Here is a 13,872-nt window from a genome sequence, read left to right as displayed (position 1 = left end):
GGGGGATTTATGACCGCTTTCGCCTTCCTTACCGCCACGGAAATTATGTTTGGCCGCGGGCAAGCGGCGCAAGCGGCTCCGCGCATCCGGGCCCTCGGCACGGCGGTCTTCCTGCTGCACGGACAGCCCGGCCGCGCTGATTGGCTGGCGCATGCGCTCGCAGAGCAAGGCTGCAATGTCACCCGTTTTGTCGTGAGCGGCGAGCCTGATGTTGCGATGATCACAGCCGCAACTGACGCCGCCAAAACGGCGCAAGTTGTCGTGGCGCTGGGTGGTGGTGCGGTGATTGACGCCGGAAAAGCTGTGGCTGCCATGGTGCCAGCTATACGCCCGTTGATGGATCACCTTGAAGTCATTGGAAAATCGCTGCCACTTGACCATCCACCGCTGCCCTTCGTCGCGCTCCCGACAACCGCAGGCACCGGTGCCGAAGTCACCCGAAATGCGGTCATCGGCTCTCCCGAGCATGGCCGCAAAGTCAGCCTTCGTGACAAGCGTATGCTACCCACGCTCGCGATTATCGACCCTGCCTTGACCGACAATACACCGAAAAATATCACGCTCGCCTCGGGCCTCGACGCCATCACGCAAGCGATCGAGCCCTACATTTCCACCCGCTCCAATCGGCTGACCGACGCGCTTTGCCGCGATGCAATCCCGCAAGGTTTGCAGGCTTTGCGGCGATTAATGGTTAACGAAGATGCCGCCGCGCGCGACGATATGGCCTGGGTCAGTCTCTGCGGCGGTTTGGCGCTGGCCAATGCCGGGCTGGGGGTGGTGCACGGGCTCGCGGGCCCGTTGGGCGGTTTGATTGCGGCTCCGCATGGTGCGATCTGTGGCACGCTGCTGCCGCATGGCTTGGCGCTGAATGCTGCCCGCGCAACCAACCCGGCGCGCATAGATCAGGTGATCAAATGGATCGCGGAAGCCTTTGAAACTACACCGGAAAATGCGCTGACTGCGCTGACCGTGTGGTCGCGCCGGCACGGTTTGCCAACGCTTTCACAAATGGGTTTCACTCAAGCCCATCTGCATCAAGCCGCCGCAGCTGCGGCCTCATCGTCTTCGATGCAGGCCAATCCAGCCCAACTTTCCGCGCAAGATCTGCTGTCTCTGATGGCCGCCGCATGACCCGCGCGATTGATCCCGAGCAATCGCTCGCCATCCGCGCGGCTTGGTTGCATTACGTCGGCGGTCTGACGCAAGCGGCCGTCGCCAAACGGCTGGGCATCGCTTCGGTGAAGGCGCATCGCCTGATTGCACGCGCCGTGGCCGAGGGTGCGGTGAAGGTCACCATCGACGGCGATATTGTCGAATGTGTCGAGTTGGAAGCCAAACTCGCCGCGAAATTCGCGCTCAAGTTTTGCGAAGTTGCACCGGATTTGGACGAGGTAGGTCTGCCGACCCGCACCTTGGGTATGGCGGGTGCGGGCTTTCTGCGCCGACAAATAGAGCAGGGTGCGGCTCCGATAATCGGGTTGGGGCACGGTCGCACTCTCGCCGCCATGGTGCAACATTTACCACGTCTCGACGCGCCCGATCTAAAATTTGTCTCGCTGCTGGGAGGACTTACGCGAAATTACTCGGCCAATCCGCATGACGTAATGCACCGCATTGCCGAGAAAACCGGCGCGCGGGCCTACGTCATGCCGGTGCCGTTTTTCGCCAATACCGCGGACGACCGTGAGGTTTTGCTGCAGCAACGCGGAGTGGCAGAGGTGTTTGCGATGGCGACGCGTGCTTCGCTAAAACTGGTTGGCATCGGTACAGTTGAGCCGGATGCGCAGTTGGTATCGTCGGGCATGATAGAACCAAAAGAAATCAAAGCGATACAGGCCGCTGGGGGAGTGGGCGAGTTGTTGGGGCATTTCTTCGATGCGCAAGGCGAAATTCTGCAAACCCAACTTACAGCGCGGACTTTGGCGGTCAGTTTTGACGAAGTGGGCGATCAAATCGTTGCGATAGCGGGTGGGCCTGACAAGGTGCAGGCGATCCGCGCAGTGCTATCTAGTCGCCGCCTGAAGGGGCTGATCACCGATGAAGTGACGGCGCGGGCTTTGGTTAACGCGGTTTGATTGATTAATTAACTGACATCGCTCTGCTTATCCAAAATGCTCTGACAAAATTAGGCCGGGCTGGCCCACCACGGTCGCCCGGCCTTCGCAAGCGTTTCGAGTTTGACCTCGAGACGCCCTTAAAGAATGCTCTGGCCAGTGGCCGCCCAGTCTTTGGCGAACTGCTCAAGCCCCTTATCGGTCAGCACGTGATTGGCCAAGCTCTTGATAACATTGGCAGGAATCGTCGCCACATCGGCACCGGCGAGGGCCGCCTCTTTAACATGATTTGCGGTGCGGATTGATGCCGCGAGGATCTGCGTCTCAAACCCATAATTGTCGTAAATCTCGCGAATGTCGCGGATCAGGTCCATGCCGTCGACGTTGATATCGTCCAGCCGGCCCAGAAACGGCGAGATATAGGTAGCTCCAGCTTTCGCTGCGAGCAGGGCCTGATTGGCGCTGAAGCACAACGTCACATTGGTTTTGATACCTTTCTTGCTGAAATGCCGACACGCCTTGAGGCCAGCCAGAGTCAGCGGCAGCTTAACCACGACGTTATCGGCGATTTGTGCCAGACGCTCGCCTTCGGCAACCATGCCGTCATATTCGATCGAGGCGACTTCAGCCGAGACGGGGCCTTCGACCAGCGCGCAGATTTCTGCGATTACCTCTTTGAAATCACGACCAGATTTTGAGATCAGGCTCGGATTGGTCGTCACGCCATCCAACAGCCCATAGTCGTTCAACTCAGTGATATCTTTGATTTCGGCGGTGTCTACGAAGAATTTCATAACGCTCTCCTCTGCGGGAATCGATGGGATTTGCTTTGGGTTAACTCTACCGGAGCGGGCGAATTATCACAAGTAAAAATCACAAAATCACAAATTTCACTTTTCATTCATAATAGGTAATGTTAAAACAAGCCAAAGCTAGGGGGAATCTGGTGAAGCGCGAAGATCGCAAGCAGGCGATTATGGATTTGCTGGTAGAGCAGCATGCGGTCGATCTTGATGATCTGGCGGAGCGTTTTGCAGTCTCGAAAATGACCATTCACCGCGATCTGGACGATCTGGAGTCCGAAGGTTTGCTGCGTAAAATGCGCGGTGGGGCGACGATTGAGTCCGGCACCCAGTTTGAATCCGACTTCCGTTTTCGGGCCCGGCAAGAAGGCAACGCCAAGGCTCGGATGGCCCGCGCGGCGCTTGAAATGGTCGAACCTGGCATGACCTTAATGGTTAACGACGGCTCAATGGCCGCGGTGTTGGGCGCGATGCTGCCGCAGAAACGCCCGCTGACGGTGATCACCAACAACGCCGCCATAATTGATGCGCTGCGGGCCGAGCATGGCATTACCCTCATCGCCTTGGGTGGCATTTATTCCTACAAATTCAATGGCTTCTTTGGTGTCGTCACCGAAGAAACCCTCGCCCGCTTGCGCGCTGATGTGGCGTTCATCTCAACGCCTGCGGTACAAGGCACCCGCGCCTTTCACATGGATGACAACGTGGTGCGAACCAAACGCGCGATGATCGCCAGCGCCGCCAAGACCTGTCTTTTGGTTAACCACCAACGCTTTGGCCGCCAAGCCCTGCACGTTTTGGCCGAGCTTTCCGATTTCGATATCATTATCACCGACGCCCCGCCCGAACCTGAAACGCGCGCCGCTCTGGACCGGGCCGGGATCGCGCTGCGCATCGCAGGAGACCACGCATGAGCAAACACGTCTGGATTGGCACCAGTTGGAAAATGAACAAAACGCTGGCCGAGGCGCAGGCGTTCGCGCACGATCTGCCGCCTGAAGGCCATCCAAACATCCAACGATTTGTGATCCCGCCGTTTACCGCAGTGCGTGAAGTCAAAAATATCCTCGCCCACACCTCGGTAAAGGTCGGCGCGCAGAACATGCATTGGGCGGACGACGGCGCTTGGACTGGCGAAATCTCACCGCTGATGCTGCGTGATTGCAACTTGGATATTGTCGAACTAGGCCATTCAGAGCGCCGCGAGTTCTTCAATGAGACCGACGAAACTGTTGGTTTGAAAACTGAAGCCGCTGTGCGCCACGGGCTTATCCCATTGATTTGCATTGGTGAAACCCTAGCGCAGCGTGAGGCTGGCTTGGCGACTGAGACGCTTACGATGCAGGTCACCGGTGCGTTAAGCAAACTTTCGCAGGCCCAAAAATCGAGCGCGATCCTGCTCGCTTATGAACCCGTATGGGCCATCGGCGCCAACGGCATTCCCGCCACTTCGGACTATGCCGACGCCCGTCAGGCCGAGGTAATCGCTACCGCCGAAACCATTCTGAACCGGCGCATTCCCTGTCTGTACGGCGGCTCGGTCAACCCCGAAAACGCCGCCGAACTTATCGCTTGCCCAAATATCGACGGGCTGTTCATTGGCCGCTCGGCTTGGAATGTCGCAGGCTACCTCGACATCCTCGCCCGTGTCGCCGCAACTTTGTGAAGGAGAAACCGATGAAACTTGCAATCGCTGGTGACAGTGCGGGCGAAGGTCTTGCCAAAATCCTCGCCGAACACTTGAAAGCGACGCATGACGTTGCGGAAATCTCGCGCACCGAGGCTGGCCCGGACGCTTTTTACGCAAACCTGTCTGACAGGGTGGCGAATGAGGTGCTGCAAGGCAAATACGACCGCGCCATTTTGGTCTGCGGCACCGGCATCGGCGTCTGCATTGCGGCGAACAAAGTGCCGGGCATCCGCGCCGCACTCACGCATGACACCTACTCTGCCGAGCGTGCGGCTTTGTCGAATAACGCGCAAATTATCACCATGGGTGCGCGGGTGATCGGCTCTGAGCTGGCAAAAGCCATCGCCGACGCTTTCCTTGCGCAGAATTTTGACGAAAATGGCCGCTCTGCCACCAATGTCGATGCGATTAACGCGCTCGATAAAAAATACTCGTAACCCCCCATACGGCCCTGCGAGGGCATTTCCCCCGCGAGGCCGTTCAAGCCCGGCTGCCTCCTCGGCCGGGCTTGTCTTAACCCAACGTCCAAGCCATCTTGCGACAAACGGAGGCTGCGATGCTGACGCAAAAGCTGATTAACGACGGCAATCACGCGGTGGATGAGATGCTGCGGGGCGTTCTGGCCGCGCATCCCAAGCACCTGACCCTCGCATCGCCGCGCGCAATCGTCGCCAAACATGGCCCACGCCCGGGCAAGGTGGCGCTGGTGATAGGTGGCGGATCGGGCCACGAGCCGACGTTTTTAGGCTTTGTTGGCAAGGGCTTGGCCGATGCCGCTGCTGTCGGTAACGTCTTCGCCTCACCCCCGCCACAGCCCATCGTTGATGCCGCGATGGCTGTCCACGGCGGCGCGGGCGTGCTGTTCATGTACGGCAATTACGCGGGCGATGTGATGAATTTCGACATGGCCACCGAACTGCTGGAGATGGAGGACATTGAGGCCCGCACCGTGCTCACCACCGACGATATCGCCTCGTCGCCCGACCGCTCTAAACGTCGCGGTGTGGCCGGAAATGTGTTTATATTCAAGGTCGCCGGGGCCGCCGCCGACTTGATGCTGCCGTTGGATGAGGTCGCCCGCATCGCCGCCCACGCCAACGCCCGCACCTATACGATGGGCGTCGCGCTTTCTGCCTGTTCGCTGCCGCAAACCCGGCGGCTGAACTTCGATCTGCCCGCCGGAGAGATGGAAATCGGCATGGGCATCCACGGCGAACCCGGCATCCGGCGCGGGCCTTTGAAGCCCGCCAATGACGTCGCAGACGAGATCATCGACGCGATTTTGGCCGAGATGGCTGCGCCAAAAGGCGCCAACGTCGCAGTGCTGGTGAACTCGCTGGGTTCGACGCCACTGATGGAGCTTTACATCCTTTATGCCCGCGTCGCGGAGCGTCTCGCCGCCGCTGATCTGACGGTTCACACCGCCCTCGTCGGCCCGTATTGCACCTCGATGGAGATGGCCGGCGCGTCGATAACCATCATGCACCTTGATGAGGAACTGGCGCAACTGCTCGACCATCCCTGCGATTGCGCCATGTTCCGGGTTGGCTAAGCGATGGATTTCACGACACAAGACCTCACGGATCTGTTCGCAAACCTCGCCGGCCGCATGGCCGCCGAACGCGACGCCCTCTGCGCGCTGGATGGTCTGATCGGAGACGCCGATCACGGCATTGCGATGGAGCAGGGTATGCAAGCCGCAGCCGCAGCCGTGCCCAACCTAGCCACCCTGCAAGACCAATTTAACGCAGCCGCGAAGGCTTTCCTGAACGCGGTCGGAGCCTCATCCGGCCCGCTTTACGCTACGGCCTTCATGCGCGCGGCAAAAACAGCAGGCCCGCGCGCCGCAATGCCTGGCGCTGAAACGCCCGACCTGATCACCGCTATGGCCGAAGGCATTGCGCATCGCGGCAAAGCTGAACCGGGGCAAAAAACCATGATCGACGCATGGCACCCTGCGTCAGAAGCCGCCAAATCCGGCGCTACCTGGCCCGAAATACTGCGAGCCGCCCAAAGCGGAGCCGATGCCACTGCGCAAATGCAAGCCAGTTTAGGCCGCGCCGCACGACTGGGCGAACGCAGTTTGGGCCACAAAGACCCCGGAGCCGTCAGCGCCTGTATGATCATCGAAGAATTCGCCAAAGTCCTAAGCTAAGTGTCTAAAACTTATCTAAAATTGTTTCATCTACTCATAAATATCCCCGCCGGAGGCATCCTACATCGGCCAAAATGGCCTCCGTCAGAACATATGACCATAATGGAGCGAGCCTTAGTGATGCGCGATCACATCCGCCGAGCGCGCGATATGTGCCTGCATCGCTGCCACCGCGCCATCGCCGTCCCGCGCCGCAATCCGCTCGATGATCCGTGCGTGCTCCAACAGCGTCACTTCTTCCTTGCCAGACCAGTGCAGCAGCGCCGAGTGATAGTGAAACAGCCATTTCAGCATCGCCTGCGATACAGCGAGCATGATCGGATTGGCGGTCATCGCCGCGATCCGAGTGTGAAAGGCCATGTCGGCGGCAATAAAGGCGCGCGGATCAGCAAGGCAGCGACGCTGTTCATCCAAAATGTCTGACAGATCGACCACGTCCGCCTCGACCGCCCTCGCAGCCGCAATCCGCACCATGCCGGATTCGAACAGCCGCCGCGCCTCTTTCAGATGCGCCAAAGCTCCCGGTTCCGCCGACAGCAAAAGCTGCGCCACCGCGTCGACTTGGTCCAAAACAGCGCCTGCATTCAATGGCTTAACCCGGCTGCGCTCACCATGCGCGATGGTGATCAGCCCCATCGTATGCATTTGTTGCAGCGCCTCGCGCACCGCAGGTCGCCCGACGCCGAACCGCAACATCAGCGCGCGTTCCGACGGCACCACCTCTCCCGCAGCCAACTCACCAGTCAAAATCATCGCGCGCAGCCGGTCAAACACCTGATCCGAAAGCTTTTGCCGGGTGATCTTTTCCGAACTCATTTTGCGCCCAATTCCTGCGACCAGCGGTGTTCCGCCAAGTCTGCCCGCACAGCGCCACCCTCAAAATGCAAGCTCGCGCGGCGTTCGGGCACGATTTCAGCCCGGACCTGTTGCCCCGCCCGCTCCGCCAAAACCGCCAAAACCTCAGCCAATGGATAGACCTGCCCATCCCAATCCATCACCCCGCGCGGGCCATAAAGCCCAGCCGGAGTCCAAATCTCCACACCAGAACCGACCAAAGCCGCCGCCAATCCCACCGTATAAGCCGCGCCAAAAAGCTCGCGATGGCGCGGATCGTCGTCGGACATGCAGACCCGCGCCTGCTCTGGGTTCGGGATCGTGCGCGACCCATACGGGTTCTGCCGCATCGCAATCGTGCTCGGGCCCAGCCGATATTGCTTGGCACCAATGATGCTGCGGGCGGTCGCGGTGATATGCGGCACAGCCTCCAAAGTCTGCATCACGCCCGCATCGCTCGCATCATGCACAATAGGGCAAAGCCCGTGGCTGACGAAATCCAACAGCGCAACCGGCGGCGGTTTGCGGTTCAGTTCCGGGAAAAAACTGACCATGCCGCCGCCCAAAATCACGCCGGGAAACGCCAACCGCGCCGCTTTACAAACGTCGGCCAAAGCCGGGCAGGGCGGCCAAGCCGAACCTGGCGGCGTCGATTGTCGGTCCACCGAGGGGCAAACCATGATCGAGGCCACCCGCAGGCCAGAAATCTCCAAGTCTTTGGCATGGCGAGCAAATTCAAGATCTAAGTCGCCATCACAGCGCGCGATCAGCTCCAGATCAAACTCTGCATGATACACTGCCTGCAACGCCGCGAAGGCTTGCAACTCGGCCAGACCATGCAAAGTCGCATCAAAATGACAGAGCAGCCGCTGCGGTTTTACCACGTCCAAATCAGCGGGCAGGGTTGCAGCCAGCAAAGCCTCTTGCGCAGTGATCACAAGCGCAGTTTGCGGGAAAACCCCTGCGATTTGCGGCTCGGGCGGGGCGGTTTCAACCGAACCCGCAGCTTGCCATCTCAGCCGCACCGCTTGGCTAAACGCTGCGCCATCCGCGACCACATACGGCCAAGGCAGCGCCAACGGCCGCACGTAAGTCTTATAACTCGCGTCGCCCCACTGCCGCTGATCCTCCATTTCAAACGCGTCGCCCTCCATCCGACAGCTGATTTGCCAGCCGCCAGCGTGATGCGTCAGCGCTCGCAAGTCTTGAAACGGCTGCCACGGCGCGATCAACTTGGGGAAATGCGCCGCCCGAATGCTGCCATCGCAATGCTCAACCGTCACCGGCGCCCCCGCCACGCCACTGATCGGATGCAGCACCGTAAAGCCCGCGCGATTGGTTTCAAAATCGCCCATCGCCCGCGCCTCGGCGGTGAAATCCAGCCCCTCCGCAAAGTCGATAACCACGCTAACCACCAACCGCGCGCTATTGCTCTCATAAGTCGCGCTGTAGGAAATCCGTTTATCTTCAATACGTTCATCGTATATTTGCGGCACCAACGTGCCCCAATCCTTGTCACGCACCAGATAGGCGATGCCGCGAATGATCTCAACCTCGCCAAGGCAAATCCGCCGCAGCGCGCCGCTGTCATAGTCGAAATTCAGCGCACCCGCAGTGATTTTCATAGCTCTGCCAGTGCCACACTACGGCCCTCGGCAGCCGACAAATAGGCGGCCTCAACCAGCGCCAAAGTCTGCAAATTGTCCGCGCCCGAGGTTTCCGGCTGCACGCCCGCCGCGATGCAATCTAGAAAATGCCGCTGAATATGCAGCACGCTCTCCTGAATATTGTGCCAAGGCTTGCTCGCCCAGGCCAGCACCGGCGGTGTTAGATTTTCCACCCGATTGCCCATCTGCAACCGATAGCCCGCATCCAGCCGCAAACTGCCCAAAGTGCCGTCAATTTCAATCAAACTTTCCGGAAACGTCTCTGGGCTGCGCTTTGTGGCATAAGAACAATCGACCACGCTGGTCGCACCCCCGCCATGCGTCAACAGCATCGTCGCAACGTCCTCGCCGTTGATCGCAGGATTGATCCGCTTGGTCGTGGCCGTCAACCGCACCACATCGCCGAACAAAGCCCGAGCAATATCAAGGATATGGATGCCTAGATCCTCAATGATAAAGCGTTCACCCTCGGCCAGATAAGGCTGGCCCGAGAACACATCAAAGCCCGACCGAAAGCTCACCCGGCCAAAGAAAACCTCACCCAACGCACCCGAGCGCACGATCTCAATCACCCGTCGCACTGCAGATTGCCAGCGGAAATTCTCGTGTACCATCAGCGTCTTACCGGCAGCATCCACTGCCGCCGCCATGGCGCGCGCATCCGTCATATTAGCGGCAAACGGCTTTTGGCAGATCACATGCACCCCAGCCTGCGCCGCGATTTTTACCAGGAGCCGATGCGAGGCAACCGTGGTTGCGATATCGACAAAATCCAAATTCTCGGCGGCAAACATCTCACCCGCATCGGTGTATGTGCGCGCAATGCCAAACCGCGCGGCAGTTTCCGCCAACCGCACGGGATCGCGATCACATAAAGCTACAATCTGAGCATCGGCCAGGTCCGACCAAGCATGAAGTTGATTTTGCGCGAAAAATCCGCAGCCGATCACGGCACCGATCAAGGGTTCAGGCAAAGCGCGCTCCTTACAAACTGGCTGAACTCTGCCACGCTAGGTGCTTGAATTCAACAGGTATGATGAGTATGCAAGAGCAACACCCGACGAAAGGCCAGCCCATGCCCGAAGACTTGATCCGCGTGATTTATCGTCTGGAAACCTCCGGCGACATGGCGGCTTTGGCGGCGAAAATCGCCTCGGATCAATCGACAGGCACCTTCACGGATCTGCCCGGCGAGACTGCCGAAGTCAAAGCCCGCTGCGCCGCGCGCGTGTTGAAAATCACTCCGCTTCCCGACACGGAATTGTCGTCTTTTCCGTCCGAAGGCCACAGATTTCACCGCGCCGATGTGGTGATTGGCTATCCGCTTGAAGCTGTCGGCACCGATATTGCGGCGCTAATGACCATCACGGTTGGCGGAGTTTTTTCGGTGCGCGGCCTGTCTGGCGTGCGGGTGATGGACTTCGATCTGCCACCTGCTTTTGCCCGACATCCCGGTCCGCAATTCGGTATCGACGGCTCGCGCAAGTTAACCAATGTCTATGATCGCCCAATCATCGGTTCGATCATCAAGCCCGCTTTGGGCCTCGCGCCGCCCGAGACTGCACTGATGGTGAAAGAGCTTTGCGAGGCCGGAGTTGACTTCATTAAGGATGATGAAAAGCTGATGAGCCCCGGCTACTCGCCGCTGGCTGATCGCATCGCCGCCGTGATGCCGGTGATTGATGCGCATGAACAGCGCACTGGCAAACGCGTGATGTATGCTTGGGGGATCTCGTCGGCTGATCCAGATATTATGATGGAAAACCATGATCTTGTGCTTTCCGCGGGTGGCAATGCGGCCGTAATTAACATCAATTCCGTCGGCTACGGCGGCATAACTTACCTGCGAAAACGCTCCGCTCTGTGCCTTCACGCCCATCGCAATGGCTGGGACATCTTAACCCGGCATCCCGGTCTGGGAATGCAGTTCACCGCTTGGGGCAAAATCTGGCGGTTGCTCGGGGTAGATCAGTTTCAGATCAATGGCATAGCCGCGAAATACTGGGAGCCTGACGAGAGTTTCGTACGCTCGTTCCACGATTGCATGACCCCAATTTTCAGCCCAGCCGACCGTCCGCTGCCCGTAGTGGGATCTGGTCAATGGGGCGGTCAAGCGGTCGAAACTTACGCTCGCACCGGTCAGACTACCGATCTGATGTATCTCGGCGGCGGCGGTATTCACGGCCATCCCGGCGGTGCGGCGAGTGGAGTGGCTGCCATTCGCCAAGCGTGGGAGGCCGCAGTAGAAGGCGTATCGTTGGCCGATTATGCTAAGGATCACAAAGAGTTAGCGCAAGCCATCGAGAAATTCGGCGACAAATGAAAATACCCCCGGTATTTCTACCGAGGGCGCACTAGTTACTTCAACTACCTCAGGTAATTCGTTGAATAGACGCAGTAATCTCGTCCCATTCAAATACTTTTTTCCAGTCATCGCGCATCAGCATTGGCTTGCCGAACTCAATCGCTTTGTTGCAAGCGTCAGAGAACACGCCCGGCTGTTCGTCAAAGATTACAGCCGCCAAGATGTTCATATGCCCAAGCAAAAAGTCGCGGGCTGCCGCTTGCGGCACACCGCGCGCCACACATTCGTCCATCGCCTCGCGCATCACCACCAATAGCGACGCCACGACGGTCTCGGAAAGCCCCGGCTCCAGCATCGCCATTTGCTCAACCGTCACCCGATGGGAGCGCGCAACTGGCGCAAAAATCGCCTTCGCCACCGCCTCACCCACCGCATAATGCGCATCCGGTCCCTGCATCAAAGCGTTAACAACGCCCTGTTTTGCAGCCACACCTCCGAAGAAATCGCGCTTGGCTTCCGGGTCGGTTTCATCGTTAAAAATCGGCGGATGGCAGGGGTGGGTGACAAAATAGGTGATGTCTTCGCGCGGTGGCAGATGCCCGGCAAAGGGTGCGGCAGCATCCAAGCAGATCACAATCGTCCCCGGTGCCACCATCGGTACCACCATCGCGGCAACTTTGCCGATCGCGGTATCCGGTACGGCCAGAACCACCACATCGGCACCCAGTACAGCCTCCGCTGCAGTCACACAATCTGCCCCAACGGCGTCCTTTAACCGCGCTTGCCCGGCTTCGGAAAGCTCAACATGGGCCACGGTATAATCTGTCTTCGCGAGGTTGCGCGACAGCCGCACGCCCATCTTCCCGCCCGCTCCAAACAGCGCAATTTTGGTCATTTTCGTCTCCACCATTCGTCTATTGCTCAACTGGTATGATGAGATAATATGACAAGGTCAAGTCGAAGGAATAAACATGGCTCAATCGCTGCCGAATGGCCTGCTGCTGACGTGGTACGGCGATGATTTTACTGGCTCGGCCGCGGTCATGGAGGCATTAACCTTTGCGGGCCTGCCATCGATCCTGTTCTTCGACACCCCGACACCGGAGCAACTTGCGCGATTTCCCGGCGTCCGCGGCCTCGGCATCGCTTCCACTGCGCGCAGCCACGGCCCTGAATGGATGGCGCAAAATATGCCAGTGCCGCTGGCCTTTCTCGCTGCACTGAACGCACCTTTCCTGCACTATAAAATCTGCTCCACCCTCGATTCCGCGCGCCATGTTGGCAATATCGGAGCCGCGATTGATCTTGCCCTGCAAGCGCGCCCGTCGGCTGGCATCCCTGTGTTGACCGCCGCGCCCCGGATGCGCCGCTACCAAGCGTTCGGCCATTTGTTTGCGGGTACACCGCAGGGCGTGTTTCGCCTCGATCGTCACCCGGTGATGGCGCAACATCCGGTTACACCGATGGCCGAATCCGACGTCTTGCGCCACCTCGCCACGCTGTCTGCGCTACCCTCGGCGTTGCTGGATTTAGAGGCTTTGGCCGATTCCGAAACCGCTCAAGCCGCGCTAAATGCCGCACTGAAATCCTCCCGTTTGCTCAGCTTCGATGCGATGACGGCAGAAACTGATGCGGCCGCAGGTCGATTGATCTGGCAGAATCGCGACAATTTGCGACTGCTGGTCGGGTCACAAGGCATTGAATATGCACTTATCGAACATTGGCAGCGTGAGGGGCTTCTTCCGTCCGCCAGCGCAACCGCTTCTGCTGGCAAGGTCGCGCAGATCGTCGCGGTCTCCGGTTCGGTCTCGCCGACCACCGCGGCGCAGATCGAATGGTCCGCCGCAAATGGCTTCGGCCTTGTTCGTCTGAACGCCGCAACTCTGCTATCCGACCCCACAGGCGGCGAAGCCGAGGCGACCGCTTCGGCGCTGACCATCATCGCGCAAGGCCAAAGCCCGCTGATCCTGACCGCCGCTGGCCCCAGCGATCCTGCCGTTGCCGCATTCCGAGCCGCGCTCAGCCATACCGAAATCACCGTCGAGGCTGCCAATCAGCGCATCGGCGAAAGTCTTGGCCGGGTGCTCGACGCCACGCTAAAGACCTCCAACATTCGCCGAGCAGTGATCTCGGGCGGCGATACTTCTGGTCACGGCGCGCGTCAGCTGGGCCTGTTCGCGCTTTCCGCACTGGCCCCCACCATCCCGGGTGCTGCGTTGTTCACAGCCCACGGCGATGGCGTGCATGACGGTTTGCAACTGGCGCTGAAGGGCGGCCAGATGGGCAGCGCCGACTACTTCGGCTGGATCAGGCAGGGCGGTGGGCCGCGCTAGACCATCGACACGGGCTGCGAAATCCAGCAGT

General features: G+C 59.3%; 14 protein-coding genes. 9 read left to right on the top strand and 5 right to left on the bottom strand.

Annotation, left to right across the window (positions count from 1 at the left end; translation table 11 throughout):
- Positions 1-9: 9 nt before the first annotated feature.
- Both JWS10_RS13825 and JWS10_RS13820 read left to right on the top strand, forming a co-directional pair.
- Positions 10-1,131: an iron-containing alcohol dehydrogenase gene (locus JWS10_RS13825; RefSeq protein ID WP_299508327.1), complete on the top strand. Its 1,122-nt coding sequence runs from the start codon at positions 10-12 to the stop codon at positions 1,129-1,131.
- On the top strand, positions 1,128-2,075 hold the full coding sequence (locus tag JWS10_RS13820; RefSeq protein WP_299473919.1) for a sugar-binding transcriptional regulator: 948 nt from the start codon (positions 1,128-1,130) through the stop codon (positions 2,073-2,075). Before JWS10_RS13825 ends, JWS10_RS13820 begins: the two co-directional genes overlap by 4 nt.
- Before the next feature lie 119 nt (positions 2,076-2,194).
- On the opposite strand, the gene fsa is transcribed toward JWS10_RS13820, so the two are convergent.
- Positions 2,195-2,848 (bottom strand): fructose-6-phosphate aldolase, encoded by a 654-nt coding sequence (gene fsa / locus JWS10_RS13815; RefSeq protein ID WP_299473921.1) that lies wholly within the window; start codon positions 2,846-2,848, stop codon positions 2,195-2,197.
- A 152-nt stretch (positions 2,849-3,000) separates the two neighbouring features.
- On the opposite strand from fsa, the gene JWS10_RS13810 reads away from it, so the two are divergent.
- The 5 genes from JWS10_RS13810 to dhaL all read left to right on the top strand — a co-directional run bounded on the left by JWS10_RS13810 (position 3,001) and on the right by dhaL (position 6,702).
- The gene (locus tag JWS10_RS13810; protein ID WP_299508326.1) at positions 3,001-3,771 is read left to right on the top strand and encodes a DeoR/GlpR family DNA-binding transcription regulator; all 771 of its coding nucleotides are present in this window, start codon (positions 3,001-3,003) and stop codon (positions 3,769-3,771) included.
- Positions 3,768-4,523: a triose-phosphate isomerase gene (locus tag JWS10_RS13805; protein WP_299508324.1), complete on the top strand. Its 756-nt coding sequence runs from the start codon at positions 3,768-3,770 to the stop codon at positions 4,521-4,523. Before JWS10_RS13810 ends, JWS10_RS13805 begins: the two co-directional genes overlap by 4 nt.
- An 11-nt stretch (positions 4,524-4,534) precedes the next feature.
- Positions 4,535-4,984, top strand: coding sequence for an RpiB/LacA/LacB family sugar-phosphate isomerase (locus JWS10_RS13800; RefSeq protein ID WP_299508322.1), 450 nt, complete (start codon positions 4,535-4,537; stop codon positions 4,982-4,984).
- 119 nt (positions 4,985-5,103) lie between these two features.
- Entirely contained in the window at positions 5,104-6,099 is a 996-nt protein-coding gene (locus JWS10_RS13795; RefSeq protein ID WP_299508320.1) for a dihydroxyacetone kinase subunit DhaK, read from the top strand.
- Positions 6,100-6,102: 3 nt separating this feature from the next.
- Positions 6,103-6,702 carry a dihydroxyacetone kinase subunit DhaL gene (gene dhaL, locus JWS10_RS13790; RefSeq protein WP_299508318.1) on the top strand — a complete coding sequence of 200 codons (600 nt, stop codon included), beginning with the start codon at positions 6,103-6,105 and terminating at the stop codon, positions 6,700-6,702.
- Positions 6,703-6,816: 114 nt separating this feature from the next.
- Here the strand turns inward: dhaL and nanR are convergent, their stop codons facing one another.
- The 3 genes from nanR to JWS10_RS13775 are packed head-to-tail and all read right to left on the bottom strand — an operon-like array spanning position 6,817 to position 10,177.
- Complete coding sequence (gene nanR / locus JWS10_RS13785; RefSeq protein WP_299508316.1) at positions 6,817-7,518, bottom strand: transcriptional regulator NanR; 702 nt, start codon at positions 7,516-7,518, stop codon at positions 6,817-6,819.
- Positions 7,515-9,161: a hypothetical protein gene (locus tag JWS10_RS13780; protein ID WP_299508314.1), complete on the bottom strand. Its 1,647-nt coding sequence runs from the start codon at positions 9,159-9,161 to the stop codon at positions 7,515-7,517. Before JWS10_RS13780 ends, nanR begins: the two co-directional genes overlap by 4 nt.
- Positions 9,158-10,177, bottom strand: a complete 1,020-nt coding sequence (locus JWS10_RS13775) for a Gfo/Idh/MocA family oxidoreductase (protein WP_299508312.1) — start codon at positions 10,175-10,177, stop codon at positions 9,158-9,160. The genes JWS10_RS13780 and JWS10_RS13775 overlap by 4 nt, the downstream gene beginning before the upstream one ends.
- A gap of 101 nt (positions 10,178-10,278) precedes the next feature.
- On the opposite strand from JWS10_RS13775, the gene oiaX reads away from it, so the two are divergent.
- The gene (gene oiaX / locus JWS10_RS13770; RefSeq protein WP_299508310.1) at positions 10,279-11,526 is read left to right on the top strand and encodes a 3-oxo-isoapionate-4-phosphate decarboxylase OiaX; all 1,248 of its coding nucleotides are present in this window, start codon (positions 10,279-10,281) and stop codon (positions 11,524-11,526) included.
- A 49-nt stretch (positions 11,527-11,575) separates the two neighbouring features.
- Here oiaX and JWS10_RS13765 read toward each other — a convergent pair whose 3' ends face one another.
- On the bottom strand, positions 11,576-12,403 hold the full coding sequence (locus tag JWS10_RS13765) for a phosphogluconate dehydrogenase C-terminal domain-containing protein (RefSeq protein WP_299508307.1): 828 nt from the start codon (positions 12,401-12,403) through the stop codon (positions 11,576-11,578).
- Between the two features lie 76 nt (positions 12,404-12,479).
- Here JWS10_RS13765 and JWS10_RS13760 point away from each other — a divergent pair, with 76 nt between their 5' ends.
- On the top strand, positions 12,480-13,841 hold the full coding sequence (locus JWS10_RS13760) for a four-carbon acid sugar kinase family protein (protein WP_299508305.1): 1,362 nt from the start codon (positions 12,480-12,482) through the stop codon (positions 13,839-13,841).
- Positions 13,842-13,872: the final 31 nt, after the last annotated feature.

Origin of the sequence: Cypionkella sp. (genome assembly GCF_028290025.1) — a bacterium.
Classification (GTDB): Bacteria; Pseudomonadota; Alphaproteobacteria; order Rhodobacterales; family Rhodobacteraceae; genus Cypionkella.
The sequence above is the reverse complement of the archived record's forward strand: the minus strand, read 5'-3'. Positions and strand labels throughout refer to the sequence as shown.

Excerpts from the sequence above, each read along its gene's own strand:
- JWS10_RS13825 (WP_299508327.1), top strand. The coding sequence starts at position 10 with ATGACCGCTTTCGCCTTCCTTACCGCCACGGAAATTATGTTTGGCCGC.
- JWS10_RS13820 (WP_299473919.1), top strand. The coding sequence starts at position 1,128 with ATGACCCGCGCGATTGATCCCGAGCAATCGCTCGCCATCCGCGCGGCT.
- fsa (WP_299473921.1), bottom strand. The coding sequence starts at position 2,848 with ATGAAATTCTTCGTAGACACCGCCGAAATCAAAGATATCACTGAGTTG.
- JWS10_RS13805 (WP_299508324.1), top strand. The coding sequence starts at position 3,768 with ATGAGCAAACACGTCTGGATTGGCACCAGTTGGAAAATGAACAAAACG.
- JWS10_RS13800 (WP_299508322.1), top strand. The coding sequence starts at position 4,535 with ATGAAACTTGCAATCGCTGGTGACAGTGCGGGCGAAGGTCTTGCCAAA.
- JWS10_RS13795 (WP_299508320.1), top strand. The coding sequence starts at position 5,104 with ATGCTGACGCAAAAGCTGATTAACGACGGCAATCACGCGGTGGATGAG.
- dhaL (WP_299508318.1), top strand. The coding sequence starts at position 6,103 with ATGGATTTCACGACACAAGACCTCACGGATCTGTTCGCAAACCTCGCC.
- nanR (WP_299508316.1), bottom strand. The coding sequence starts at position 7,518 with ATGAGTTCGGAAAAGATCACCCGGCAAAAGCTTTCGGATCAGGTGTTT.
- JWS10_RS13780 (WP_299508314.1), bottom strand. The coding sequence starts at position 9,161 with ATGAAAATCACTGCGGGTGCGCTGAATTTCGACTATGACAGCGGCGCG.
- oiaX (WP_299508310.1), top strand. The coding sequence starts at position 10,279 with ATGCCCGAAGACTTGATCCGCGTGATTTATCGTCTGGAAACCTCCGGC.
- JWS10_RS13765 (WP_299508307.1), bottom strand. The coding sequence starts at position 12,403 with ATGACCAAAATTGCGCTGTTTGGAGCGGGCGGGAAGATGGGCGTGCGG.
- JWS10_RS13760 (WP_299508305.1), top strand. The coding sequence starts at position 12,480 with ATGGCTCAATCGCTGCCGAATGGCCTGCTGCTGACGTGGTACGGCGAT.